20 protein-coding genes and 6 tRNA genes are annotated in these 25,033 nt (G+C 64.6%); 2 read left to right on the plus strand and 24 right to left on the minus strand.

Features of this window, described 5'->3' with window-relative positions; all coding sequences use genetic code 11:
- Positions 1-71: 71 nt before the first annotated feature.
- Genes AC5I49_RS00055 through AC5I49_RS00065 form a run of 3 tightly spaced genes read right to left on the minus strand, consistent with a single transcriptional unit; the run spans position 72 to position 2,183 of the window.
- On the minus strand, positions 72-524 hold the full coding sequence (locus AC5I49_RS00055) for a CopD family copper resistance protein (protein WP_016453547.1): 453 nt from the start codon (positions 522-524) through the stop codon (positions 72-74).
- Complete coding sequence (locus AC5I49_RS00060) at positions 521-973, minus strand: RrF2 family transcriptional regulator (RefSeq protein WP_043792217.1); 453 nt, start codon at positions 971-973, stop codon at positions 521-523. The genes AC5I49_RS00055 and AC5I49_RS00060 overlap by 4 nt, the downstream gene beginning before the upstream one ends.
- Positions 974-986: 13 nt before the next feature.
- On the minus strand, positions 987-2,183 hold the full coding sequence (locus AC5I49_RS00065) for an NnrS family protein (protein ID WP_473210256.1): 1,197 nt from the start codon (positions 2,181-2,183) through the stop codon (positions 987-989).
- 119 nt (positions 2,184-2,302) lie between these two features.
- Here AC5I49_RS00065 and AC5I49_RS00070 point away from each other — a divergent pair, with 119 nt between their 5' ends.
- Positions 2,303-2,632 (plus strand): cupin domain-containing protein, encoded by a 330-nt coding sequence (locus AC5I49_RS00070; RefSeq protein WP_310044612.1) that lies wholly within the window; start codon positions 2,303-2,305, stop codon positions 2,630-2,632.
- Between the two features lie 103 nt (positions 2,633-2,735).
- On the opposite strand, the gene AC5I49_RS00075 is transcribed toward AC5I49_RS00070, so the two are convergent.
- The 21 genes from AC5I49_RS00075 to AC5I49_RS00175 all read right to left on the minus strand — a co-directional run bounded on the left by AC5I49_RS00075 (position 2,736) and on the right by AC5I49_RS00175 (position 23,546).
- A tRNA-Phe gene (locus AC5I49_RS00075) sits at positions 2,736-2,811 on the minus strand.
- A 66-nt stretch (positions 2,812-2,877) separates the two neighbouring features.
- Positions 2,878-3,552, minus strand: a complete 675-nt coding sequence (locus AC5I49_RS00080) for a response regulator (RefSeq protein WP_016450397.1) — start codon at positions 3,550-3,552, stop codon at positions 2,878-2,880.
- 41 nt (positions 3,553-3,593) lie between these two features.
- On the minus strand, positions 3,594-5,936 hold the full coding sequence (locus AC5I49_RS00085) for a sensor histidine kinase (protein WP_310044609.1): 2,343 nt from the start codon (positions 5,934-5,936) through the stop codon (positions 3,594-3,596).
- Complete coding sequence (locus tag AC5I49_RS00090) at positions 5,933-6,616, minus strand: DUF4390 domain-containing protein (RefSeq protein WP_016450395.1); 684 nt, start codon at positions 6,614-6,616, stop codon at positions 5,933-5,935. Before AC5I49_RS00090 ends, AC5I49_RS00085 begins: the two co-directional genes overlap by 4 nt.
- Positions 6,561-7,958 (minus strand): 16S rRNA (cytosine(967)-C(5))-methyltransferase RsmB, encoded by a 1,398-nt coding sequence (gene rsmB, locus AC5I49_RS00095; RefSeq protein ID WP_047219498.1) that lies wholly within the window; start codon positions 7,956-7,958, stop codon positions 6,561-6,563. The genes AC5I49_RS00090 and rsmB overlap by 56 nt, the downstream gene beginning before the upstream one ends.
- Positions 7,955-8,584 carry a LemA protein gene (locus AC5I49_RS00100; protein WP_495788679.1) on the minus strand — a complete coding sequence of 210 codons (630 nt, stop codon included), beginning with the start codon at positions 8,582-8,584 and terminating at the stop codon, positions 7,955-7,957. The genes rsmB and AC5I49_RS00100 overlap by 4 nt, the downstream gene beginning before the upstream one ends.
- Before the next feature lie 255 nt (positions 8,585-8,839).
- Positions 8,840-13,069, minus strand: a complete 4,230-nt coding sequence (gene rpoC, locus AC5I49_RS00105; protein ID WP_016450392.1) for a DNA-directed RNA polymerase subunit beta' — start codon at positions 13,067-13,069, stop codon at positions 8,840-8,842.
- Positions 13,070-13,092: 23 nt separating this feature from the next.
- Entirely contained in the window at positions 13,093-17,205 is a 4,113-nt protein-coding gene (gene rpoB, locus AC5I49_RS00110; RefSeq protein WP_016450391.1) for a DNA-directed RNA polymerase subunit beta, read from the minus strand.
- 277 nt (positions 17,206-17,482) lie between these two features.
- On the minus strand, positions 17,483-17,860 hold the full coding sequence (gene rplL, locus AC5I49_RS00115; protein WP_012202441.1) for a 50S ribosomal protein L7/L12: 378 nt from the start codon (positions 17,858-17,860) through the stop codon (positions 17,483-17,485).
- Between the two features lie 37 nt (positions 17,861-17,897).
- Positions 17,898-18,425, minus strand: a complete 528-nt coding sequence (gene rplJ / locus AC5I49_RS00120; RefSeq protein WP_016450390.1) for a 50S ribosomal protein L10 — start codon at positions 18,423-18,425, stop codon at positions 17,898-17,900.
- A 226-nt stretch (positions 18,426-18,651) separates the two neighbouring features.
- Positions 18,652-19,347, minus strand: coding sequence for a 50S ribosomal protein L1 (gene rplA / locus AC5I49_RS00125; RefSeq protein ID WP_016450389.1), 696 nt, complete (start codon positions 19,345-19,347; stop codon positions 18,652-18,654).
- Positions 19,348-19,779: a 50S ribosomal protein L11 gene (gene rplK, locus AC5I49_RS00130; RefSeq protein ID WP_012202438.1), complete on the minus strand. Its 432-nt coding sequence runs from the start codon at positions 19,777-19,779 to the stop codon at positions 19,348-19,350. It lies immediately after the preceding gene.
- Positions 19,780-19,919: 140 nt separating this feature from the next.
- Positions 19,920-20,504 carry a transcription termination/antitermination protein NusG gene (nusG, locus tag AC5I49_RS00135; protein ID WP_016450388.1) on the minus strand — a complete coding sequence of 195 codons (585 nt, stop codon included), beginning with the start codon at positions 20,502-20,504 and terminating at the stop codon, positions 19,920-19,922.
- Positions 20,504-20,887: a preprotein translocase subunit SecE gene (secE, locus tag AC5I49_RS00140; RefSeq protein WP_012202436.1), complete on the minus strand. Its 384-nt coding sequence runs from the start codon at positions 20,885-20,887 to the stop codon at positions 20,504-20,506. Before secE ends, nusG begins: the two co-directional genes overlap by 1 nt.
- A gap of 86 nt (positions 20,888-20,973) precedes the next feature.
- A tRNA-Trp gene (locus tag AC5I49_RS00145) sits at positions 20,974-21,049 on the minus strand.
- Between the two features lie 9 nt (positions 21,050-21,058).
- Positions 21,059-22,249 (minus strand): elongation factor Tu, encoded by a 1,191-nt coding sequence (tuf, locus tag AC5I49_RS00150; protein ID WP_016448514.1) that lies wholly within the window; start codon positions 22,247-22,249, stop codon positions 21,059-21,061.
- Positions 22,250-22,327: 78 nt separating this feature from the next.
- Positions 22,328-22,402 (minus strand) — tRNA-Thr (locus AC5I49_RS00155).
- 43 nt (positions 22,403-22,445) lie between these two features.
- Positions 22,446-22,519, minus strand: a tRNA-Gly gene (locus tag AC5I49_RS00160).
- Between the two features lie 55 nt (positions 22,520-22,574).
- A tRNA-Tyr gene (locus tag AC5I49_RS00165) sits at positions 22,575-22,660 on the minus strand.
- Positions 22,661-22,749: 89 nt separating this feature from the next.
- Positions 22,750-22,825 (minus strand) — tRNA-Arg (locus AC5I49_RS00170).
- Positions 22,826-22,907: 82 nt separating this feature from the next.
- Positions 22,908-23,546: a TetR family transcriptional regulator gene (locus AC5I49_RS00175; RefSeq protein ID WP_026061988.1), complete on the minus strand. Its 639-nt coding sequence runs from the start codon at positions 23,544-23,546 to the stop codon at positions 22,908-22,910.
- A gap of 192 nt (positions 23,547-23,738) precedes the next feature.
- Here AC5I49_RS00175 and AC5I49_RS00180 point away from each other — a divergent pair, with 192 nt between their 5' ends.
- Positions 23,739-25,031: an efflux RND transporter periplasmic adaptor subunit gene (locus AC5I49_RS00180; RefSeq protein WP_016448485.1), complete on the plus strand. Its 1,293-nt coding sequence runs from the start codon at positions 23,739-23,741 to the stop codon at positions 25,029-25,031.
- The last annotated feature ends 2 nt before the right edge of the window (positions 25,032-25,033 follow it).

A 25,033-nucleotide genomic window follows, 5' to 3' on the forward strand; every position in this document is an offset into this window, starting at 1 on the left:
GCTCCCGTGCTCCAAGCCATGCGAGCAGCGAGCTTAACGCGGTTGACACGGGCCGGGACCGCGCGGGTCCATTACCAATGCAGGTAGAACATGGCCTTGGCCAGCAGCACGATAGCCAGCACGTGGCAGAACACGCTCAGGTGCAGGCGGTGCGAGCGGCGCCCGCCCAGCACACCGCGCCGGCGCCACCACATGGCTGCCAGGAAATGTCCGAACACGCTGAGCGCCAGCCCGATCTTGAGCGCCAGCAGCAGGCCGAAGCTGCTGGCCAGCGGAGCGGCAAAGGCTGCAGCCAGTGCCGCGCGATGCTGCCAGCCCAGACCCAGCCCCGCGCCGTACAGCACCAGCAGCACCCAGGGCATGACGGCCACCGCTCGGTCGCCCAGCGCCTGCTCGGTGGCGCGCGCCACGATGGCGGGCAGGTGGCGGCGCGCCCCGGCCAGCAGCACGACTTCGAAGAACACCGTGCCTGCAAAGGCAATGGCCGCCAGCAGGTGCAGGGTCAGCAGCAGTCCGTAGCTCATGCGCGGCTCCTGTGCGGCAACGGCAGGGGCAGCGGCAGGGATGCGGGAGCCGGCAGCAGATCGGCCAGCGTGAAGCCGTCCAGATGGGCCATGAAGCTGTCCAGCGCACCGCCCAGCACGCCGGCCAGCCGGCAGTCCTGCGCAAGCGTGCAGGCCGGCGGGCTGTTGCCCGTGAAGCATTCGACGATGGCAAGGTCCGGCTCCATGCCGCGCACCACGTCGCCCAGGCCGATGTCGGCCGGAGCATGGGCCAGGCGCATGCCGCCGCCCTTGCCGCGCACGGTGACGATCCAGCCGCGCAGCGCCAACTGATGCGTGACCTTCATGAGGTGGGCTTCGGAGATGGCATGGGCCTGGGCGATCTCGGCAATCGTGCACAGCCGCCCGGGGTGGCGCGCCACATGCATGAGCAGGCGCAGCGCGTAGTCGGTCATCAGGGTCAGGCGCATGGCAGGCCTGCGATCATGCCTGCCGGTCGGCACGCGGGCGCACCAGCAGCGGGGCGAAACGCCACAGGTACAGCGCAAAGGCCCATACCCAGGCAGCGGCCGAGGCATGCAGCGCCGCCAGCGACAGCGCCGTGGGCAGCAGGGCCGCCAGGCGCAGCACGGCAGCGGCAATGACCAGGGCATAGGCGGCGACCATGCTGCGGTCGGTGCGCAGCGGCAGGCCCAAGTGGCCCATCGACGTCCGTGTGCACATGCCGATGATGAGCAGGGCAAAGCTGCCCGCACCGATCACATGCACGGGCCAGGCGGGGCGCAGCACCCATCCGGCCGCATGCGCGCCGGCCACCAGCAGGCCCGCACCCAGCGCCGCGTGGCCCAGGTAGAGAATCCACAGCAGCGGCACGCGGCGCACGGCCTGGGGCTTCCAGGCCAGCACCTGCCACAGGGCGATCACGCCCGCCACGGCCAGGCCGGCGGCCAGGCCCGGCCACCAGCCCGCCAGCAGGCAGGCGATGGCCACCACGCCCGCACCCAGTTGCCACTGGCCGCTGGCCGTGTGCATGGGGATCTGCAGGCCGGACACGGCGCGCATGGCGAAGAAGGGGATCACGCGCCGCGCGATCAGCAGCGCAATCACGGCCATGCACAGCAGGCCTGCGTTGAAGCGCTGCATCAGCGCGCCGTAGTCGCCCTGCCAGATGGACCACAGGTACAGCGCATCGGCCGCGCCCAGGCCGGCCAGCAGCAGGGGCAGACCGTAGTTGCGCCGGCTGCGCGCGGCATGGATGGCGCGGCCCAGCGCCAGCGCGGCCCAGGCGAAGAAGGCGGTCTCGCACAGCGCAGCCACGGCAAAGGCCTGCGGCCCGGGCAGCAGAAAGCCCGCACGGGCGGTCAGCCACAGCAGGCACAGCGCGCCCAGCGCCCGGCCCTGCAGCGGGTTGCGTCCCGTCCAGTTGCTGCCCGCCGTGAACAGAAAGCCTACGGCGATGGTGGCCACGAAGGCCCACAGCATCTCGTGCGCATGCCAGAACACGCCGGGCATGCGCCCCGCGATCCACTGCGGAGCATGGACCCACAGCGCCACCGACAGCGCGGCCCAGAGGCAGCCCAGCAGGTACAGCGGCCGAAATCCCAATTCGAGGAATGCCGTCCATTGCGGCGCCGGCTCCCGGGTTCTCAGGGGTTCTTCCAGCTCCATCCATTGCGCCATGATGTGCACTCCTTCCGGCCCGCTGCGCCTGCATAAGATGCATCCAGCGTACATCTTCAAGTGCACCGGCGAGGCGGCGGCGCAACCACCTTCTGACCCATATCAAGCAGGAGCCAAGCATGGCACTCGAACACGCAAAGCCACTGGAGGTCATCGCCCTGCACGCCCGCGACGGCATGCCCATCAGCACCAGCCTGATCCGAACGCCGAAGCTGCAGCTGCTGCGCCTGGTGCTGCCGCCCGGCCATGCCCTGCCCAGCCATCAGGTCCCCGGCGAGGCCACCATCCACTGCCTGGCGGGCGAGGCCGGCATTGCCACGCGCCTGGCCAGCCTGCGGCTGGTGGCCGGCTCGGTGGTGCTGGTGCCTGCCGGCGAGCTGCACGATGTGCACGCGCGCGGCGACCAGGGCTGCGTGCTGCTGGTGACGATTGCGAGCGCGAACGACTGAACGCGGCCGCAGCCGCCGCACAGGCAGGATCACGCATTGCCTGAGCCACAAAGAAAAACGGACTGCTTCTTGCGAAGCAGTCCGTAATCTTTTTCACTGTATCTGGTGGCCTGGGACGGAATCGAACCGCCGACACAAGGATTTTCAATCCTCTGCTCTACCGACTGAGCTACCGGGCCGAGAACTAGATTATATGCAGGATTTTTTGACCCAAAAACGAAAAAGCCAAAATTCCTTCAAAAAATCTATCCGCGCTTGTTGCGGCCCAGGTCCACGCCCAGCTGGCGCAGCTTGCGGTACAGGTGGGTGCGCTCCAGGCCGGTCTTCTCGGCCACGCGGGTCATGGAGCCGCCTTCGCGCGCCAGGTGGAACTCGAAGTAGGCCTTCTCGAAACCGTCGCGCGCCTCGCGCAGGGGGCGGTCCAGATCGAAACCCTGGTGTGCATGCGGCACGTTGTTGTCCACCGGCACACGGCTGGCCGCAGGCGTGACGACGGCTGCGATGTCGGCGGGCTCGGCCACTGCGGCAGGCGCTGCAGCCGGCGCCTGGCTGGCGGCATTGCGCGCCAGGCCCTGCTCCACCGCCTTGAGCAGCTTCTGCATGGTGATGGGCTTTTCCAGGAAGGACAGCGCACCGATGCGCGTGGCCTCCACCGCCGTCTCGATGGTGGCGTGGCCGCTCATCATGATGACCGGCATGGTCAGCTGGCCCGCCGAGGCCCATTCCTTGAGCAGCGATACGCCATCGGTGTCGGGCATCCAGATGTCGAGCAGCACGAGGTCGTAGGTGTTGGAGGCGCGCGCCGTGCGCGCCTGGCCGGCGTTCTCGGCCACGTCCACACTATGACCTTCGTCGTTGAGGATTTCCGACAACAAATCCCGGATCCCCAGTTCGTCGTCGACCACCAGTATGTTTGCCATGTGTCTTAAGCCTATGTGCTGAGGCGCGGGGGGCGTCAGGCCTATCCTGTACGCTCAGGCGCAAATGATAGCGACACTTGCGCACCTTGAATCACCCCGCCGTCGTCCCTGTTGCCCAGGTCGATGCGGGCGCCATGCTCGTCTGCGATTTTCTTGACCACGGCCAGGCCCAGTCCGGTGCCCCGCGCCTTGGTCGTGACATAGGGCTCGAAGGCCCGTTGAAGGATGTTGGCCGCGAAGCCCGTGCCGCTGTCGCTGATGCTCAGGCGCACGCGGCGCGTGGACTCGTTCCAGCGCGTCTCTATGGTCACGGGGCCGGGGGGCTGGCCGCTTTCCTGCGCACGCTGGGCCGTGGCGTCCTGGGCATTCTGCAAAAGATTGTGAATGACCTGACGCAGCTGCTGGCCATCGCCGGAAATCGGCGGGCATTGCGGGTCCAGCACACACTCCACGCGCACTTCGGCGTTCTCTTCACCGTACAGCTGCAGCACGTCGGTCACCAGCGCGTTGAGGTCCAGCGACTGCAGATTGGCGGCAGGCAGGCGCGCGTAGTCGCGGAATTCATCGACCAGGCGCTTCATGGCGCCGACCTGATCGACGATGGTCTTGACGGACTTGGCCAGCAGCGCCTGGTCAGCCGGCTGCAGCTTGTCGGTCAGCCGCATGACCATGCGCTCGGCCGACAGCTGGATGGGCGTGAGCGGGTTCTTGATCTCATGGGCCACGCGGCGCGCCACCTCGCCCCAGGCCTGGGCGCGCTGGGCCGAGACGATCTCGGAGATGTCGTCGAAGACCAGCAGCCGCTGCGCATCGGGCAGTTCCGCACCGCGCATGACCAGGGTGGTGGTGTGCTGGATGACGCCGCCATCGGTGGAGGCATGCAGCTCATGCACCAGTTGCCAGCGATCGCGCCCCTGCTCGCCCAGGAAGAGCGCGAACTGCTCCTGCACGACTTCGCCGAACTGCTCCAGCCCCGGCACCTGGGACAGCGCCCGTCCTTCATGGACGGCCATGGGCGCGCGCAGTATGCGCGTGGCCCCGGGATTGCTCAGGACGATGGCGCCCCGCGCGTCCAGCACGATGACGCCCGATGTGAGGTTGTCGAGGATGGTCTGCAGGTTGCCGCGTGCGGCATCGAGCTGGCCCATGCTGCGGTTGGCCTCGGCGCGCGCATCGGCCAGTTGCTGGGTCATGAGCGCGAAGGAGCGCGTGAGCCCGCCGATCTCGTCGCGCGTCTGCAGCGCCGGCTTGGGCCGCAGGTCGCCGCGCGCCACGTCGCGCATGCCCTGGGCCAGCAGCAGCAGCGGCCTGGCCAGCTGGTTGCCCAGCACGATGGCCAGCACCACGGCGCCGAAGACCGCCAGGAACAGGCTGAGCGTGAGCGTGCCTATGTACATGCGCTGCAGGCCGCCGCGTGCCAGCGCGCGTTCCTGGTATTCGCGGTTGGCGGCCTGCACGGCAAGGGCGTTGGTCACCAGCGCCTGCGGCAGCGCAATGGTGGCCTGCAAATAACGCGGCTCGGTCAGCAGTCCCACGCTGGGGTTGGGAACCACGGCCAGCGTGCGAACCTGGGCATTCGGCGCTGTGGCACCCGGCTGGGCCGTGCCGTCGTCGTCCAGTCCTTCGATGCTGGCCACGGCGCGCTGCTCGCGCAGCGAGCGCAGCATTTGCGCGCTGGGGCGTTCGGGCTGCAGGTTGAAGCGCGATTGACCTGCGCTGGCAACCGCGCGCAAGCCAGCCAGCTCGCCACTGCGCGGCACCGGCGCCGGACCCACGACGGCGATTTCGGAGGCGCTCCACAGCACGACATCGGTGGCCCCCAACTGGTCGCGCACGCGCTCCAGGATCAGCGCGGCGCCCGCATCGGAGACCTGGGACAGCTGGGCGCCTGCGGTACGCGTGTTGTTGGCCATGTCGTTGGCCACGGTCTCCAGCGTGGAGCTGGCCAGGCTCACGCCTGCCGACAGCGCACCCTCGACCTGCACGTCGAACCAGCTCTCGATGGAGCGCGAGACGAACTGGTAGGAAACGATGTAGATCAGCAGGCCCGGCACCAGTCCCACCAGCGTGAAGATGCCGGCCAGCTTGAGCAGCAGGCGGCTGCCGAAGCGCCCCCGCTGCAGGCGTATGGCCAGGCGGATGCCGCCCCAGACCAGGATGGCCAGCAGCAGGCCGGCCACGACCACGTTGGCGGCGAACAGCCAGTTGTAGTTGCGCTCGTAGTCCAGCCGGTTGTTGGTGGCCAGGGTCAGCAGGAACAGCAGCAGCACGCCGACCAGCCCCATGAGGCCGGCGCCCACGCCCACGGCCCAGCGCGTGCCGCGCGACAGGCCGGCCGAGGCCGGCAGGGCCATGCGTTCGTCGGCGTCGGTGTCCCGGTTCATGGCGCGTCTTCCAGCATCTGGGCGCGCGACAGCTGCAGGTTCCAGCCAGAGCGGCCCAGCGCACCGATCTGCAACGGCCTTGGCAGCTGGGACAGGTCGATGCGAAAGCGCAGCTGCACCGAGACACCCGACTGCGTGGGTGCCGTGTCCATGATTTTCCAGCGCGAGATGCGCCGCATGGAGGACAGCGCATCTTCCAGGGTCTCGAAGGTCTGGCCCAGGGCCAGCCCCAGCCCGGCGCTGGAGAAGGGGGTATTGGAGATGTGCAGGCGCCAGCGGCGTGTCAGCGGCTGGTGGCTGAGGCGGTAGTGGCGGCTGGCGGTGGCCAGTTGCTGATCGGACCAGTACCAGCGCTCACGCTGGACCTGGGCCTCGGCCACGAAGTACATGGGAATGCCCTGACGCAGCGCGTCGTCGATCTGGTAGGGCAACTCGAACTGGAGATTGGCGGACAGCAGCAGACCATCGTCGGAGCGCTCGAGCTGCATGGATCCGATCTCGGCGGTCAGCGCATCGGCCCTGGCCTGCAGGCCCAGGCCGGCCAGCACGGCGGCCAGCACAAGTGCCCCGGCCAGCCGCGCCAGCAGGCGCAGCCAGGCTGGCGACCTGGTCCGGGGACGGGGGTCAGCGCGTCTTTTGCAGCAAGGCGTAGAAGAAGCCGTCGTGGTCACCCAAAGCATTGTCAGCCAGCATGCCGGCTTTGTAGTCCTTGCCCGGGATTAAATGCCCCGGCGCCGGCAGTGTTCGCGCCTCACTGTTGCGTGCAACAAACGCTTGAACCTGTGCCTCGCCCTCTTGCCTGAAGACCGAGCAGGTGCAGTACAGCAGGCGCCCGCCAGGCTGCAGCAGGGGCCACAGGGTGTCGAGCAGCCGGGACTGGATCTGGGCCAGCTGGTGCACATCGCTTTCGCGGCGCAGCCAGCGCACGTCGGGCTGGCGCCGCACGATGCCCGAGGCCGTGCAGGGCGCGTCCAGCAAGATGGCGTCGAACAGCTGGCCACCGCATTGCGCCTCGAACCACTGCGCAGGCTGGGACGCATCGGCCACGACCACTTGCGCCTGCAACTGCAGCCTTCCCAGCGTGTCCTCGATGCGCGCGGCGCGCTCGGCGTCTATCTCCAGCGCCGTGACCTGCAGGGTCTGCGGCGCTGCGTATTCCAGCAGGTGGGCCGTCTTGCCACCGGGGGCGGCGCAGGCATCAAGTACCCGCAACGCTCGGCCGGCGGGCTGCTCCAGCCCTTGCAGCAGCAGCGGTGCGGCCAGTTGCGCCGCCGCATCCTGCACGGAGGCCAGGCCCTGGTCGAAGCCCGGCAGGGATTGCACGGGCAAGGCCTGCTGCAGTTGCAGGCCGCTGTCGGCCACGGCAAGCGATGGCACGTCCATGGCCTGCAGCGCCGCCTGGTACTGCGCGCGGTCTGCCCTTTGGCGATTGACGCGCAGCGTCATCGGAGGCTGCTCGTTGTTGGCCTGCAGGATGGCCTGCCAGTGATCGGGATGGTCCTTGCGCAGGCGGGCAATCCACCAGGCGGGATGGTTCCAGACCGCCTGCGGCTGGGCTTCGGTGGCGGCGACCAGGGCATCGCGCTCGCGCAGAAAGCGGCGCAGGCAGGCGTTGACAAAGCCGGACTGCGCGCGGGTCGGCCCTTGCTTGGCTGCTTCCACGGCCTGGTTGACCAGGGTGAACGGCGGGTATGGCGCGCGAGATTCATCCCAGGCCAGGGCCAGGGCGGTGTTCAGCAATGCGCTGACGCGCGGCGGCGGGTTGCGCGAGGCCAACTGCTTTTGCAGCGCCTGGGCACGGCCCAGCTGGCGCAGCACCTGGAACAGCAGGGCCTGCACGCCGGGACGCAGCGGCTGCGGCACACGCGCCAGCACGCTGCGGCTGGACTGGCCTTCGAGCACGGCCTGCAGGCATTGGGCGACGGCGTCGAGCTGCTGCCAAAGAGGAGGTGCGGCCGGTGCGGCATGCGCCTGCGAGGGCGCCGCAGCGCGGCGCGGGGAAGAATGCGTGCGTTGGTTCATGTTCCACTTTCCTGCACCTTGCTGGGCGCAGGTTCGACCAGCAGGCTGCGCACCGGGCGAAAGCCCAGCAGCCAGGCCAGCACCCTGGCCGGATATTGCGCGATGGCGGCGTTGTAGCGCTCGGCCGCGGCGTTGAATTGCTGCAGTCCCAGGCGGTTGCGCACCTGGTGCTCGGTCCAGCGCTGCTGCCAGGGCTGCAGCGGATCGGGGTCCGGCGACGGGGTATCTGATGGCGCAGCGCCAGTGCCAGCGGCGCCGGTGCCGGTGTCAACGGCGACCTTGGTCATGGCCTGCCAGGCCACCTCCAGCGCCGAGCAGGCATGCTCCAGCGAGGCCAGCGCGCTCTCGCGCAGCGGCCGGCCACGGGCATCGACCAGCGCCGCCTGCAACTGCGCGGCGGTCTGGTGCAGCGCGGCCTGGGCATGCACAAGGGCGGGGCTTTGGCCTTCGCCCTTGGGCTGTGCCTCGAAGGCCTGCAGCATGGCATGCCACTGGCCCAGGTATGCATCGAGCGTACCGAACTGCTGCACGCAGCCGCTGCGCAGCCGGGCCAGCCGGTTGTATGCGCCGACGGCCCAGAACACCAGCAGTGCCAGCAGCATCCATTCAAGAGACAAGGACCACATCGTCTGCAATGGCCCGGCCGGAAGCTGGTCCGGCCGAACTCTGGTTATTCCCAAAGAAAAACGCTCCCGCCTGCGCAGGGCAGGCCGGGAGCGTCACATCATCAAGCACTTGCGCCATGCACTGCTCTAAGAGACAGCATGTCCCAACAAGAGGGACGCCGAGCAAGGGCCGCCCCCGCAGCGAGGGCGTCGTCCCCCTCCCGCGTAGCGAGAGAGGGGGAAGCGGCACAGCCGCTCAGGGGGTGACACCGCCTATCAGTCAGCGGAAGCGTCACCGGCGACGGCAGCCACGCCAGCGTCGTCGTCAGCCATCACACCGGCCAGTTCGGCCGCTTCGGCGTCGGCGATGGCGCGGCGCTCTGCGTCGTCCATGGCGTCCTTGGCCTTGCGCGCCTGGTGGTATGCCAGACCCGTACCAGCGGGGATCAGGCGACCCACGATGACGTTTTCCTTCAGGCCACGCAGCTCGTCGCGCTTGCCCATGATGGCAGCCTCGGTGAGCACGCGGGTCGTTTCCTGGAACGACGCGGCAGAGATGAAGGAGTCGGTCGACAGCGATGCCTTGGTAATACCCAGCAGCACGTTGGAGTACGTGGCAGGGATCTTGCCTTCGCGCTGCAGCGCCTCGTTGGTATTGAGGATCTCCGAACGCTCGACCTGCTCGCCAGCGATGTAGGTCGAGTCGCCGGTGTTCTCGACCACGACGCGGCGCAGCATCTGGCGAACGATCACCTCGATGTGCTTGTCGTTGATCTTCACACCCTGCAGGCGGTAGACGTCCTGCACTTCATCGACGATGTAGCGCGACAGCTCCTCGATGCCCAGCAGGCGCAGGATGTCCTGCGGATCGGCCGGGCCGTCGACGATGGACTCACCCTTGTTGACCACCTGGCCTTCGTGCACCAGGATGTTCTTTTCCTTGGGCACGAGTTCTTCCCAGACCTTGCCATCCAGATCGGTGATCTGCATGCGCACCTTGCCCTTGGTTTCCTTGCCGAAGGAAATGGTGCCGGTCATCTCGGCCAGCGTGCCCTTGTCCTTGGGCGTGCGGGCTTCGAACAGCTCGGCCACGCGGGGCAGACCGCCGGTAATGTCGCGGGTCTTCTGGCCTTCGACAGGGATACGGGCCAGCACTTCGCCGGGGCCCACGTCCTGGCCGTCACGCACCTGGATCAGCGCGCCGACCTGGAAGCCGATCGTCACCGAGTGGTCGGTGCCGGGGATCTTGACTTCCTGGTTGTTGGCATCGATCAGCTTGACCTGGGGACGCACGACCTTGGCAGAGCCACGGCGCTTGGGATCGATCACCACCAGCGTGGACAGGCCGGTCACTTCATCGACCTGCTTGGCCACGGTCAGGCCCTCTTCCACATTCTCGAAGCGCACCTGGCCGGCGTACTCGGTAATGATGGGTCGGGTCAGCGGATCCCAGTTGGCCAGGATCAGACCGGCCTTGACCTGCTGGTCGGGCCTGACGGTCAGCACGGCACCGTAGGGCACCTTGTGGCGCTCACGCTCGCGGCCGTTGTCGCTGATGACGATTTCGCCCGAACGCGAAATCACGACCAGCTCACCCTTGGTGTTGCTGACGTAGCGCATCGTGCTGTTGAAGCTGATGGAGCCGTTGGACTTGGCTTCCACGCTCGAGGCGATGGCAGCGCGCGAAGCGGCACCACCGATGTGGAAGGTACGCATGGTCAGCTGCGTGCCGGGCTCGCCGATGGACTGGGCGGCGATCACACCCACGGCTTCGCCGAGGTTGATCAGGCCGCCGCGGCCCAGGTCGCGGCCGTAGCACTTGGCGCACAGGCCGTAGCGGGTTTCGCAGGTCAGCGCGGTGCGGACCTTGATCTCGTCCACGCCTTGCGACTCCAGCTCGTCGATCACGTCTTCGTTGAGCAGCGTGCCTGCGGGCAGCAGCACGGCCAGCGTCTCGGGATGCACGACGTCCTCGGCCGTGGTACGGCCCAGCACGCGGTCGCGCAGCGATTCGATGACTTCACCGCCTTCGACGATGGCGCGCATCAGTGCGCCATTGCTCGTGCCGCAATCGTCCTCGTTGACCACCAGATCCTGCGTCACGTCCACCAGACGACGCGTCAGGTAGCCGGAGTTGGCCGTCTTCAACGCCGTGTCGGCCAGACCCTTTCGGGCGCCGTGGGTGGAGATGAAGTACTGCAGAACGTTCAGGCCTTCACGGAAGTTCGCCGTAATGGGCGTCTCGATGATGGAGCCGTCAGGCTTGGCCATCAGGCCACGCATGCCGGCCAGCTGGCGGATCTGCGCGGCCGAGCCGCGGGCACCGGAGTCGGCCATCATGTAGATGGCGTTGAACGATTCCTGCTCGACTTCGTTGCCGTGGCGGTCGATGACCTTTTCCTTGGCCAGCTGGGCCATCATGACCTTGGAGACTTCGTCGCCGGCCTTGCCCCAGATGTCCACCACCTTGTTGTAGCGCTCGCCAGCGGTCACGAGACCGGAGACGTACTGCTGTTCGATCTCCTTCACCTCGGCTTCGGCACGGCCGATGATCTCGGCCTTTTGCGGCGGCACCAGCATGTCGCCGATGGCGATCGAGATGCCGGCGTGCGTGGACAGGCGGAAGCCGTTTTGCAGCAGCTTGTCGGCAAACACCACCGTGGCCTTCAGACCGCACTTGCGGAACGAGGCATTGATGAGCTTGGAGATCTCCTTCTTCTTGAGCGCCTTGTTCATGTGGCTGAACGGCAGGCCCTTGGGAAGGATCTCGGACATCAGGGCGCGGCCCACGGTGGTTTCCACCAGGCTGGTCGAAGGCTCGAACTCGCCGGAGTCCTTGTTCTTCGTCCACTCGGTCAGGCGAACGCTGATCTTGGCGGCCAGCTCGACCTGCTCGGCGTCCAGCGCGCGCTGCACTTCGCCGATGTCGGCGAAGACCATGCCCTCGCCCTTGCCGTTGATGCGCTCGCGCGTCGCGTGGTACAGACCCAGCACCACGTCCTGCGAAGGAACGATGGAGGGCTCGCCCGATGCGGGGAACAGCACGTTGTTGGAGGCCAGCATCAGCGTGCGGGCTTCCATCTGTGCTTCCACCGACAGCGGAACGTGGACGGCCATCTGGTCACCGTCGAAGTCGGCGTTGAAGGCCGCGCAGACGAGCGGGTGCAGCTGGATGGCCTTGCCTTCGATCAGGATGGGCTCGAAGGCCTGGATGCCCAGGCGGTGCAGCGTGGGAGCACGGTTCAGCATGACCGGGTGCTCCTTGATGACCTCTTCGAGGATGTCCCACACCACGGGCGTGCCGGATTCCACTTCCTTCTTCGCCGCCTTGATGGTGGTGGCGATGCCGCGCTGCTCGAGCTGCGCGAAGATGAAGGGCTTGAACAGTTCCAGCGCCATCAGCTTGGGCAGACCGCACTGGTGCAGCTTGAGGTACGGACCCACCGTGATCACGGAACGGCCCGAGTAGTCCACGCGCTTGCCCAGCAAGTTCTGGCGGAAACGGCCGCTCTTGCCCTTGATCATGTCGGCCAGCGACTTCAGGGCACGCTTGTTGGCGCCCGTCATGGCCTTGCCACGGCGGCCGTTGTCCAGCAGCGAGTCCACTGCTTCCTGCAGCATGCGCTTTTCGTTGCGCGCGATGATTTCCGGAGCCTTCAGCTCCAGCAGGCGGCGCAGACGCGAGTTGCGGTTGATGACGCGGCGATACAGGTCGTTCAGGTCGGACGTTGCGAAGCGGCCGCCGTCCAGCGGCACCAGCGGACGCAGGTCCGGGGGCAGCACGGGCAGCACTTCCATGACCATCCAGCCCGGCTTGATGCCGGACTTCTTGAACGCTTCCAGCAGCTTCAGGCGCTTGGCGTTCTTCTTGACCTTGACTTCGGAGCCGGTCAGGTCGCCGCGCAGGCGCTCGGTCTCGACGTCGATGTCGATGCCTTCGAGCAGGTCCTTGATGCCTTCGGCGCCCATCTTGGCTTCGAACTCGTCACCGTACTCGGTGCGCTTGGCCTCGTAATCGTCCTCGGTCATGATGCTGAACTTCTTCAGCGGGGTCATGCCGGGGTCGGTCACCACGTAGGCTTCGAAGTACAGCACGCGCTCGATGTCGCGCAGCGTCATGTCGAGCACCAGGCCCAGACGCGACGGCAGCGACTTCAGGAACCAGATGTGGGCGCAGGGCGCAGCCAGGTCGATGTGGCCCATGCGCTCGCGGCGCACCTTGGTCTGGGTCACTTCGACGCCGCACTTCTCGCAGATCACGCCGCGGTGCTTGAGGCGCTTGTACTTGCCGCACAGGCACTCGTAGTCCTTGATGGGGCCAAAGATCTTGGCGCAGAACAGACCATCGCGCTCGGGCTTGAACGTGCGGTAGTTGATGGTCTCGGGCTTCTTCACCTCGCCGAAGGACCAGGAACGGATCTTCTCGGGAGAAGCCAGACCGATCTTGATGGCATCGAAATGCTCATCGGGCGTGAATTGCTTGAACAGGTCGAGTAGAGATTTCATAAGACTCTTTCCCTTTTCAATATTTAAGAACGCTCAAGCTCGATGTCGAGGCCCAGGGAGCGGATTTCCTTGACCAGCACGTTGAACGACTCGGGCATGCCTGCCTCGATGGCGTGCTCGCCCTTGACGATGGATTCGTACACCTTGGTACGGCCCACCACGTCGTCGGACTTCACGGTCAGCATTTCCTGCAGCACATAGGCGGCGCCGTAGGCTTCCAGCGCCCACACTTCCATTTCCCCGAAACGCTGGCCGCCGAACTGGGCCTTGCCGCCCAGGGGCTGCTGCGTCACCAGAGAGTACGGACCCGTGGAGCGGGCGTGCATCTTGTCGTCGACCAAGTGGTGCAGCTTCAGGTAGTGCATGTAGCCGATGGTGGTCGGACGCTCGAAGCGGTCACCGGTGCGGCCGTCATACAGGTAGGCCTGCGTGCGGCTTTCGGTCAGGCCCTTGCGCTCCTTCAGCTCTTCCGGATATGCCAGATGCAGCATGTCCTGGATTTCCTGCTCGGAAGCGCCGTCGAACACCGGCGTGGCAAACGGCACGCCCGTAGTCAGCGCCTGCGCCATGGACACGATCTCGTTGTCATCGAGCTGGGCCAGGTCTTCCTTGCGGCCGCGCGAGTTGTAGATCTCTTCCATGAAGGCACGGATTTCGGCCGCACGGGCTTCCTGCTGCAGCATGTCGCCGATGCGCTGGCCCAGGCCCTTGCCGGCCCAGCCCAGATGCACTTCCAGCACCTGGCCGATGTTCATGCGCGAAGGCACGCCCAGCGGGTTCAGCACGATGTCGGCAGTGGAGCCGTCGGCCATGTAGGGCATGTCCTCAACCGGAACGATCTTGGAGACCACGCCCTTGTTGCCGTGGCGGCCGGCCATCTTGTCGCCGGGCTGCAGGCGGCGCTTGACGGCCAGGTAGACCTTGACCATCTTGAGCACGCCAGCGGGCAGCTCGTCGCCCTGGGTGAGCTTCTTGCGCTTTTCTTCGAAAGCCAGGTCGAAGCTGTGGCGCGTCTGCTCCAGCGAGTTCTTGATGGACTCGAGCTGGGTGGCGACCTCGTCCTCTGCAGGACGGATGTCGAACCAGTGGAACTTCTCCACGCCGTCCAGGTAGGCCTTGTCGATCTTGGCGCCCTTGGCCAGCTTTTGCGGGCCGCCGTTGGCCACGCGGCCATTGAGCAGCTTCTCGATACGGTCGAAGGCGTCGGCCTCGACGATGCGCAGCTGGTCGTTCAGGTCCAGGCGGTAGCGCTTGAGTTCATCGTCGATGATCTGCTGGGCACGCTTGTCGCGCTGGATGCCTTCACGGGTGAAGACCTGCACGTCGATCACGGTGCCTTGCGAGCCCTGGTCCACGCGCAGCGAGGTGTCCTTCACGTCGGAAGCCTTCTCGCCGAAGATGGCGCGCAGCAGCTTCTCTTCAGGCGTCAGCGTGGTCTCGCCCTTGGGCGTGACCTTGCCGACCAGCACATCGCCGGGCTGCACTTCCGCACCCACGTAGATGATGCCGGACTCGTCCAGGCGGTTGAGCTGCTGCTCGGACAGGTTCGGGATGTCGCGCGTGATTTCCTCTGCACCGAGCTTGGTGTCGCGGGCCATCACCACGAGTTCTTCGATATGGATCGAGGTGTAGCGGTCTTCGGCCACCACGCGCTCGTTGATCAGGATCGAATCCTCGAAGTTGTAGCCGTTCCAGGGCATGAAGGCGATCAGCATGTTCTGACCGATGGCGATTTCGCCCAGGTCGGTCGATGCGCCGTCGGCCACCACGTCACCCTTGGCCAGCTTGTCGCCACGCTTGACGATGGGACGCTGGTGGATGTTGGTGTTCTGGTTGGAACGCTGGTACTTGATGAGGTTGTAGATGTCCACGCCGACTTCGCCGGCCACGGCTTCCGCATCGTTCACGCGGACCACGATGCGCGTTGCATCGACATAGTCCACGATACCGCCGCGGGTTGCCGTCACCACGGTGCCGGAGTCCACTGCCGCCACGCGCTCGATGCCCGTGCCCACCATGGGCTTTTCGGGACGCAGCACAGGCACGGCCTGACGCGACATGTTGGCGCCCATCAATGCGCGGTTCGCGTCATCGTGCTCCAGGAACGGAATCAGCGAGGCAGCCACCGACACGATCTGTGCGGGCGACACGTCCATGTACTGAACGCGCTCGGCCGACACCAGGGTCGAATCACCCTTTTCGCGCGCCGACACCAGGTCGCCGATCAGGCGGCCTTCGGCATCCAGCTCGGCATTGGCCTGGGCGATGATGTACTTGCCTTCCTCGATGGCCGACAGGTAATCGATCTCCATCGTGACCTTGCCGTCGGCCACGCGACGGTAAGGCGTCTCGATGAAGCCGTACTCGTTCAGGCGGGCGTACAGGGCCAGCGAATTGATCAGGCCGATGTTCGGGCCTTCAGGCGTTTCGATAGGGCAGACGCGGCCGTAGTGGGTCACGTGCACGTCGCGCACTTCGAAGCCTGCGCGCTCGCGCGTCAGACCGCCCGGGCCCAGGGCCGAGACGCGACGCTTGTGCGTGATTTCGGCCAGAGGATTGGTCTGGTCCATGAACTGCGACAGCTGCGACGCACCGAAGAATTCCTTCAGGGCGGCCGAAATCGGCTTGCTGTTGATCAGGTCATGGGGCATCAGCGGCTCTTGCTCGGCCTGACCCAGACGCTCCTTCACGGCCTTCTCGATACGTGCCAGGCCCGTGCGGTACTGGTTCTCGGCCAGTTCGCCCACGCAACGCACGCGGCGGTTGCCCAGGTGGTCGATGTCATCGACCTCGCCCTTGCCGTTGCGCAGATCCACCAGGATCTTGACCACGGCCAGGATGTCCTCGTTGGACAGCACCATGGGGCCGGTGGCGCCATCGCGGCCGACCTTGGCGTTGAACTTCATCCGGCCCACGCGCGAAAGATCGTAGGTGTCGGGGTTGTAGAACAGGCGCTGGAACAGGGCCTGCACGGCGTCCTCGGTCGGCGGCTCGCCGGGGCGCATCATGCGGTAGATGGCCACGCGCGCAGCGAACTCATCGACGGTTTCGTCGGTGCGCAGGGTCTGCGAAATGTAGGCGCCCTGGTCCAGCTCGTTCGTGTAGATGCACTGCAGATCCTGGATGCCGGCGCTGCGCAGCTTCTTGAGCAGGGACTCGGTCAGCTCTTCGTTGGCCTTGGCGATGATCTCGCCAGTGTCCGGATCGACGATGTTCTTGGCGACCACGCGGCCGATCAGGAAATCTTCGGGGACGCTGATGAACTTGGTGCCCGACTGCTCCAGCTCACGCGTGTGGCGAGCAGTGACGCGCTTGTCCTTGGCGACCACGACCTTGCCCGACTTGTCGGTGATGTCGAAGCGCGCGACCTCGCCGCGCAGGCGCTCGGGGACGAACTCCATCTGCGCGCCCGAATCCATGAGGCGGAAGTTGTCGTTGACGAAGAAATTGGCCAGGATCGATTCCGGCGTCAGGCCGATGGCCTTCAGCAGAATGGACACGGGCATCTTGCGACGACGGTCGACGCGGAAGAACAGCAGGTCCTTGGGGTCGAACTCGAAGTCCAGCCACGAGCCGCGGTAAGGAATGATGCGTGCCGAGAACAGCAGCTTGCCCGAGCTGTGGGTCTTGCCCTTGTCGTGTTCGAAGAACACGCCAGGCGAGCGGTGCAGCTGCGAGACGATGACGCGCTCGGTACCGTTGATGATGAACGAGCCCTTGTCGGTCATCAGGGGCACTTCGCCCATGTAGACCTCTTGCTCCTTGACTTCCTTGACCACCTTGGACTGCGAGGTCGAAGACTCACGGTCATAGATGATCAGCTGAACCTTGGCGCGCACGGCAGAGGCGAAGGTCAGACCACGGGTCTGGCACTCGCGCACATCGAAAGCAGGCTTGGCGAGGTTGTACTCGACGAACTTCATCTCCACAAAACCGTTGTGGGAGACGATGGGGAAGGCAGAGTTGAAGGCCGCTTGCAGGCCTTCGATGGTGCGTTTTTTGGGGGCTACATCTGCCTGCAAGAATGCGGTATATGCATCTTTTTGCATCTGCAGCAGGTAAGGCACTTCGAGCACGCTGTCGCGGCTCCCGAAGCTTTTGCGGATTCGCTTGCGTTCGGTGTAAGAATAGGCCATGAGATCTCCGGGCAAAGACATGAGTCCTGGGTCTGCGACGACTGCCCCACATGGAAAGCTCCCTGCGGGCTTGGCGGTTGGCCACTACCAACCATGGCTGACGGCGATGCGTTGCACATCGCCCGAACCAAGGCATCTTCTGCTGTCGGGTTGTCAGAAGACACTAGAAAACAGGCTGCTCCAGACCGCTTTCTAGTGTGCTCTATGGATACGCTCTCCACAAGCGCCAAAGGCTGGAGGCCCTTTTTCGGAGCCTCCAGCCCTTGAGGGGACTGAATTACTTCAGTTCAGCCTTGGCACCGGCTTCCACCAGCTTCTTCACAGCGGCTTCAGCGTCAGCCTTGGCAACGCCTTCCTTGACGTTCTTGGGAGCGCCGTCGACCAGGTCCTTGGCTTCCTTCAGACCCAGGCCGGTGATTTCACGCACGGCCTTGATGACGGAAACCTTGTTCGCGCCGGCTTCGGTCAGCACAACGTTGAACTCGGTCTTTTCTTCTGCAGCAGCAGCGCCGCCAGCAGCGCCACCAGCAGCGGGAGCGGCCATGGCGGCAGCGCTCACGCCGAACTTCTCTTCAATGGCCTTCACCAGGTCATTGAGTTCCAGGACCGTCATGCCGTCGAGCGCGGTCAGAAATGCGTCTTTATCGAATGCCATTTTGATTTCCTAACAATATTGGTTAACTGCCGCGCGCTCAGGCTGCGACTGCTTCGGCTGCCGGTTCTTCGGCAGAGCCTTCGCTCTTCTTTGCCGCCAGGGCGCCCAGCACAACGGCCGTACGCGAGATAGGCGACATCAGCAAGCCACACAGTTGTGCCAGCAGAACTTCCTTCGAGGGGATGTTCGCCAGTTGCTTCACACCGTTCACGTCCAGGGCCTTGCCTGCAAACGCACCACCGCGGATCACCAGCTTGTCGTTGGTTTTCGCGAAGTCGGCCACCACCTTGGCGGCAGCCACTGCGTCTTCAGAGAAGCCATAGATCAGAGGGCCGGTCATCTGGTCGGCGACAACGTCGAACTGGCTGCCAGCCACAGCACGGCGGGCCAGCGTGTTCTTCAACACGCTCAGGCTCACACCCTTGCTGCGGGCGTCAACGCGCAGTTTGGTCATGTCGGCGACCGTGATGCCGCGGTATTCCGCGATCACAAGCGTTTGAGCTTTTGCGGCGAGGCTGGTCACTTCATTGATGACCGCTTCTTTCTCACTGCGATTAAGACTCAAGGTCTACTCCTTCAAATGCACACTCGGGGCAGGCCCCTCATGCGCGCTCTTGTTGCAGCGACCAACTGTTTTGGAAATGCATCCATCTGCAGCGGGATCGCCATCTGCGTTGGCCCCTGAGGTTTAAGTGCCGCAAGGCACACCAACGGTCTTGGATGACCCGGCGCATCGCTGCGCCGGCCCACCACTGAGGCAGCCCGCAAGCCGCCTCAAGATTTCTTGGCTATCAGGCCGAGATGGTTTGCGTGTCGACGCGAACGCCCACACCCATGGTCGACGAAACAGCCACCTTGCGCAGGTACAGGCCCTTGCTCGAGGCGGGCTTGGACTTGTTCAGGGCGTCGATCAGCGCAGCCAGGTTGCCTTGCAGCTTCTCGTTGTCGAACGAGCGGCGGCCGATGGTGGCGTGGATGATGCCGGCCTTGTCGACGCGGTATTGCACCTGACCAGCCTTGGCGTTCTTCACGGCCGTGGCCACATCGGGAGTCACCGTACCCACCTTGGGGTTGGGCATCAGGCCGCGCGGGCCCAGGATCTGACCCAGCGTACCGACGACGCGCATGGCGTCGGGGGCAGCGATGACCACGTCGAAGGGCATGTCGCCAGCCTTCACGCGGGCAGCCAGGTCGTCCATGCCGACCACGTCGGCGCCAGCAGCCTTGGCTTCTTCAGCCTTGGCGCCTTGGGCGAACACGGCCACGCGGGCGGTCTTGCCAGTGCCGTGGGGCAGCACGACGGCGCCACGAACCACTTGGTCAGACTTCTTGGCGTCCACGCCCAGTTGCACGGCCACGTCGATGGATTCATCGAACTTGGCGGTGGCGGCTTCCTTCACCAGCGCCACGGCGTCGGCGAAAGCGTACAGCTTGGTGGACTCCACCTTGCCCTGGAGAGCCTTTTGCTTCTTGGTCAACTTGGCCATTTACACGCCCTCCACAATCACGCCCATCGAACGGGCCGAACCAGCCAGCGTACGCACGGCGGCGTCGACGTCAGCAGCGTTCATGTCCTTCAGCTTGGTGTTGGCGATCTCTTCCAGCTGAGCGCGGGTGATCTTGCCGACCTTGTTCTTCAGGGGGTTGGAGGAGCCCTTGTCCAGCTTGATGGCCTTCTTGATCAGCACAGTCGCCGGAGGCGTCTTGATGATGAAGGTGAAGCTCTTGTCGGCAAAGGCCGTGATGACCACGGGCAGGGGCAGGCCGGGCTCGACACCTTGGGTCTGGGCGTTGAACGCCTTGCAGAATTCCATGATGTTGAGGCCGCGCTGACCCAGCGCAGGACCGATCGGAGGAGAGGGATTGGCCTTACCAGCTGGCACTTGCAGCTTGATGAAGCCGACGATTTTCTTCGCCATTGAATGCTCCTTGCGGGTATAGCGCCGCCGGCCCAACCAACAATAGTTGCAGCCGGCAGCTCCCCGGGGGTTAAAAGACTCTTGCTGACACGCCCTGCACCGAGCCTAAAAATGCAGAGCCAGAGATTGTAAGCGGTAACTCAGGTTTTTTCAACCTGGGCAAATTCAAGCTCGACCGGCGTAGAGCGACCGAAGATCATCACCGAGACGCGCAGGCGGCTCTTTTCGTAGTTGACCTCTTCGACCGAGCCATTGAAGTCCGTGAACGGACCTTCCTTGACACGCACCAGTTCGCCGGGCATGAATTCGATCTTGTGGCGCGGCTTGTCCGTGCCTTCCTGCATCTGGCTGACGATCTTGCGCACTTCCTCTTCGGAGATCGGTGCTGGGCGGTTCTTGGCACCACCCACGAAACCCGTCACCTTGCTGGTGTGCTTGACCAGGTGCCAGGTGTCGTCGTCCATGACCATCTCGACGAACACGTAGCCAGGGAACAAGCGGCGTTCGGTGGTACGGCGCTGGCCGTTCTTCATCTCCACCACTTCCTCGGTGGGAACCAGGATGCGGCCGAACTTGGACTGCATGTCCGAACGCGCGATGCGCTCGATGATGTTGCGCTCCACGGCCTTTTCCATGCCGGAGTAGGCATGGACGATGTACCAGCGCAGATCCGGATTGGCAGGCGTTGCCCCTCCGTCGTTCACACCTGTTTCGACAGCATCCATTACTTCCTCCAGCCCAAAATCAGGTCATACAGGACCCACTCCAGCGTCTTGTCCGTGAACCACAGGAACAAGGCCATGATGACCACAAAGCCGAAGACGTACAAGGTCATCTGCATGGTCTCCTTGCGCGTCGGCCAGACGACCTTCTTGACTTCGCGCCAGGCATCCTGCGCAAAGCTGACGAAACGCTTTCCGGGCTCGGAAACAAGGAACGTGCCAGCAGCCGCAGCCAGACCGACCAGCAGCACCAGCCACTGAACGATGGGCCCTTGCTTGCTCAGCAGATAGAAACCTGCGATCGCAGCAACGACTAAAGCCGCGACTGCGGCAAGCTTGGCTTTGTCAGCTCCGGAGCTGACCGTTTCAACCTGAGTAGTGGCCATAATCCATTTCTAATGCGCATTTTTTGCGCAACGCCAAGACACCGAAGCCCGCTTTGGGGCGGGCTCGTTGCGATTCCACCATCAGGTGGCAGGGGCAGTAGGAATCGAACCTACAACCTTCGGTTTTGGAGACCGACGCTCTGCCAATTGAGCTATACCCCTACGAATCAGTTAGGCAATGATCTTGGCAACCACGCCAGCGCCCACGGTACGGCCGCCTTCGCGGATAGCGAAGCGCAGACCTTCTTCCATGGCGATGGGGGCGATCAGCTTGACGGTGATCGACACGTTATCGCCAGGCATCACCATTTCCTTGTCGGCGGGCAGCTCGATGGAGCCGGTCACGTCGGTCGTGCGGAAATAGAACTGGGGACGGTAGTTGTTGAAGAACGGAGTGTGGCGACCACCTTCGTCCTTGGACAGCACGTACACCTCAGCCGTGAAGTGGGTGTGGGGCTTGATGGAGCCGGGCTTGCACAGCACTTGGCCGCGTTCCACGTCTTCACGCTTGGTGCCGCGCAGCAGCAGGCCCACGTTGTCGCCAGCCTGGCCTTGGTCCAGCAGCTTGCGGAACATTTCCACGCCGGTGACGATGGTCTTCTGGGTGTCGCGGATACCGACGATTTCGATTTCTTCGCCGACCTTGATGATGCCGCGCTCAACGCGACCGGTCACCACGGTGCCACGGCCGGAGATCGAGAACACGTCTTCCACGGGCATTGCGAAGGCACCGTCCACAGCGCGCTCGGGCGTGGGGATGTAGGTGTCCAGGGCTTCAGCCAGACGCAGGATGGCGGGCTCGCCCTTGTCGCTTGCGTCACCTTCCAGGGCCAGCTTGGCCGAGCCGCGGATGATGGGGGTGTCGTCGCCGGGGAAGTCGTACTTGGCCAGCAGCTCGCGCACTTCCATTTCGACCAGCTCCAGCAGCTCTTCGTCGTCCACCATGTCGCACTTGTTCAGGAACACGATGATGTAGGGCACGCCCACCTGACGAGCCAGCAGGATGTGCTCGCGGGTCTGGGGCATCGGGCCGTCAGCGGCCGAGCACACCAGGATAGCGCCGTCCATCTGAGCAGCGCCGGTGATCATGTTCTTGACGTAGTCGGCGTGGCCGGGGCAGTCAACGTGAGCGTAGTGGCGGTTGGCCGTTTCGTACTCGACGTGGGCGGTGTTGATCGTGATGCCGCGGGCCTTTTCTTCAGGTGCTGCGTCGATCTGGTCGTAAGCCTTGGCTTCGCCGCCGAACTTCTTGGACAGAACGGTGGCGATGGCAGCCGTCAGGGTCGTCTTGCCGTGGTCCACGTGACCGATGGTGCCCACGTTGACGTGGGGCTTGGTACGCTCGAATTTTTCTTTAGCCATTTTTCCGACTCCGAAAAAAATCTAAATCACTACAACAGGATTTGGCGCAACCCCATCTAGCGAGCGCACCAGAGAGAATGGTGCCCATGGGCAGGATCGAACTGCCGACCTCTCCCTTACCAAGGGAGTGCTCTACCACTGAGCCACATGGGCCTTGAAGCCGCCGAAGCAACCTCAAAAAACTTTGCTTGCAAACTGGAGCGGGAGACGGGAATCGAACCCGCGTCATTAGCTTGGAAGGCTAGGGTTCTACCATTGAACTACTCCCGCACAGATTGACTGCACGCTGCCACCTTTTCAGATGACTTCTCTTCTTCACCATTACTGGTGGAGGGGACTGGATTCGAACCAGTGTAGGCGTAAGCCAACAGATTTACAGTCTGCCCCCTTTAGCCACTCGGGCACCCCTCCGAAGAGATTTGAATTCTAGCACCGTTTTTTTCGTCTGAAAAAATTCAGTGCATTTTTTCTCAGGCCACCGGGGCGATCCAAGAAAAATGTGGCGCGGCTGGCGGGGATCGAACCCACGACCCTTGGCTTCGGAGGCCAATACTCTATCCACTGAGCTACAGCCGCTCAAGGCATCGCTGCCCTGCACAAGCCGATGATTGTCGCATGACTTTGCACTACCGCGTACAAGCCCCGCGGCCCCGCCCGCTCATTGGGCAGGAGCCTCCGAAACCGTGAAGCCCAGCCCGCGCAGGCAGACATCCACCGCCTGGGCACCCACTTGCTTGAGATCGAAAGCCCGCCCCAGCAGCCAGCTCTGCAGCAGCCCGTCAAACATGGCGCACAGTGCGATCGATGCCTGGTGCGCCGACATGGGCATGGTGACCGCATGGCTTTCGGCAGCGGCACACAGCGCCAACTCCAGCCGGGACGAAAAGGAGTCCAGTGCCGCACGATTGCGCTCCTGCACCGGCATGAGTTCGCCCACGTACTCCACCTTGAGCAACAGGATCTCGAAGACGCGCCGCGTGCTGTCGTCATCCGCAATGCGCCCGAAGACCACCGCCATCAGGCGCCGCACATATTCCAGCGCATCGCATTCGGAGTCATCTTCGCAGTCGCCCTGAGCGGCCTGCTCCAGCGGGAGCGTGACGCGATCCAGCATGGCATAGAAGAGATCCAGCTTGTCCTTGAAATGCCAGTAGACCGCACCGCGCGTGGCGCCGGCTCGCTGGGCAATCTCGTTGAGCGAGGCCCGGGCGACACCCTGCTCGTAGAACACTTGCTCCGCAGCGTCCAGCAGACTGTTGCGCGTTGCAAACGCATCTTCTTTCGTTCGTCGTGCCAAGATGTATTTCCTTCCATCGTTGAGCCCGGCCATGCCACGCTACGCCATGCTTCGCGCCGCCTTGCAGCAACTGCGGTCATTATACATTCATGTATGTATGTATAATCCGCGACTTGCCCGTGGACACGGGCGTTCCGGATAGCGCTGACCGGAACGTCAACATCGTTATTTGATTCAGCACAAGGACCCATCATGCCCAGCACACGCAGCAATGTGTCAGCCGCTCCGTCCCCTTACAACAGTCTGCGCCTCACCACCGTGGCCCTGGCCGTCACCGCCGCAATGGCCATGGCCGCCTGCGGGAAAAAGCCCGAAGAACAAGCTGCCGCACAGCAGCAGATGCCCGCCGTCCCTGTAGGTGTGGTGGTGGCCACCCCCGCCGATGTGGGACTTGTGACCGAGTTGCCCGGCCGCGTGGACGCGCGCCGCGTGGCCCAGATCCGGGCCCGCAGCGCCGGCATCGTGCAGGAGCGCCTGTTCAAGGAAGGCAGCGACGTGAAGGCCGGCCAGGTGCTGTACCGCATCGATCCGGCGCCCTACCAGGCGACGCTGCAAAGTGCCAAGGCCACGCAGGCCCGTGCCGAGGCCAACCAGGCCCAGGCACTGGCGCAACTGGAACGCTACCGCCCGCTGGTTGCCGCCAACGCGATCAGCAAGCAGGACTTCGTCAATGCAGAGGCTGCCTACAAGCAAGCCCAGGCTGACGTCGCGGCCGGCAAGGCCTCCGTGCGGACCGCCGAGATCAATCTTGGCTATACCAGCGTCACCGCCCCCATTTCTGGCCGCATCGGCCAGTCTCTGGTGACCGAAGGCGCGCTGGTCGGCCAGGGCGAGGCGACCCCGCTGGCCGTGGTCCAGCAGATCAATCCGGTCTATGTGAATTTCACCCAGTCGTCCAGCGAAGCCTTCCGGCTGCGCCGCGCGATGGAGCAGGGCAAGCTCAAGAAGGCCGATGGCGCCGAAGCCGCCAGCGTCGAGGTGCGCCTGGACGATGGCACGGCCTACGAACTCAAGGGCAAGCTGCTGTTCACCGACCTGACCGTGGACAGCTCCACCGGCCAGGTCACGCTGCGTGCCGAGGTGCCCAATCCCAAGGGATTGCTGCTGCCCGGCATGTATGTGCGCGTGCGCATGGAGCAGGCCCAGGCGTCCAACGCCATTGCCGTGCCCCAGCAGGCGGTGACGCGCACCGAGACCGGCGACACCGTGAGCGTGGTCAGCGACGACGGCAAGATCACCAAGCGCCAAGTGAAGGTGACCACGGCCCAGAACAACCAATGGCTGGTCAGCGAAGGCCTGCAGGCGGGCGAGAAGGTGATGGTCGACGGCTTCCAGAAGCTGCAGATGCTGCCACCCGGCACGCCGGTCAAGCCCGTACCGTGGCAGCCCGAGGCCGCAGGCGCCCAGAAGCCGGCCGGCACGGCAGCGCCAGCCCCGCAAGCCGCAGCCGATGCCAAGCCTGCGGACCAGGCAGACAAGAAGTAATC

The sequence above is a fragment of the Delftia sp. genome (assembly GCF_059499305.1).

Coding starts and splice junctions, on each gene's coding strand:
- AC5I49_RS00100 (WP_495788679.1), bottom strand. CDS start 8,584: ATGTGGTCCTTGTCTCTTGAATGGATGCTGCTGGCACTGCTGGTGTTC.
- rplA (WP_016450389.1), bottom strand. CDS start 19,347: ATGGCCAAGTTGACCAAGAAGCAAAAGGCTCTCCAGGGCAAGGTGGAG.
- AC5I49_RS00055 (WP_016453547.1), bottom strand. CDS start 524: ATGAGCTACGGACTGCTGCTGACCCTGCACCTGCTGGCGGCCATTGCC.
- AC5I49_RS00065 (WP_473210256.1), bottom strand. CDS start 2,183: ATGGCGCAATGGATGGAGCTGGAAGAACCCCTGAGAACCCGGGAGCCG.
- rplK (WP_012202438.1), bottom strand. CDS start 19,779: ATGGCGAAGAAAATCGTCGGCTTCATCAAGCTGCAAGTGCCAGCTGGT.
- rsmB (WP_047219498.1), bottom strand. CDS start 7,958: ATGAACCAACGCACGCATTCTTCCCCGCGCCGCGCTGCGGCGCCCTCG.
- AC5I49_RS00080 (WP_016450397.1), bottom strand. CDS start 3,552: ATGGCAAACATACTGGTGGTCGACGACGAACTGGGGATCCGGGATTTG.
- AC5I49_RS00085 (WP_310044609.1), bottom strand. CDS start 5,936: ATGAACCGGGACACCGACGCCGACGAACGCATGGCCCTGCCGGCCTCG.
- AC5I49_RS00070 (WP_310044612.1), top strand. CDS start 2,303: ATGGCACTCGAACACGCAAAGCCACTGGAGGTCATCGCCCTGCACGCC.
- AC5I49_RS00090 (WP_016450395.1), bottom strand. CDS start 6,616: ATGCTTTGGGTGACCACGACGGCTTCTTCTACGCCTTGCTGCAAAAGA.
- rpoB (WP_016450391.1), bottom strand. CDS start 17,205: ATGGCCTATTCTTACACCGAACGCAAGCGAATCCGCAAAAGCTTCGGG.
- secE (WP_012202436.1), bottom strand. CDS start 20,887: ATGGCCACTACTCAGGTTGAAACGGTCAGCTCCGGAGCTGACAAAGCC.
- AC5I49_RS00060 (WP_043792217.1), bottom strand. CDS start 973: ATGCGCCTGACCCTGATGACCGACTACGCGCTGCGCCTGCTCATGCAT.
- rpoC (WP_016450392.1), bottom strand. CDS start 13,069: ATGAAATCTCTACTCGACCTGTTCAAGCAATTCACGCCCGATGAGCAT.
- tuf (WP_016448514.1), bottom strand. CDS start 22,249: ATGGCTAAAGAAAAATTCGAGCGTACCAAGCCCCACGTCAACGTGGGC.
- AC5I49_RS00180 (WP_016448485.1), top strand. CDS start 23,739: ATGCCCAGCACACGCAGCAATGTGTCAGCCGCTCCGTCCCCTTACAAC.
- rplL (WP_012202441.1), bottom strand. CDS start 17,860: ATGGCATTCGATAAAGACGCATTTCTGACCGCGCTCGACGGCATGACG.
- nusG (WP_016450388.1), bottom strand. CDS start 20,504: ATGGATGCTGTCGAAACAGGTGTGAACGACGGAGGGGCAACGCCTGCC.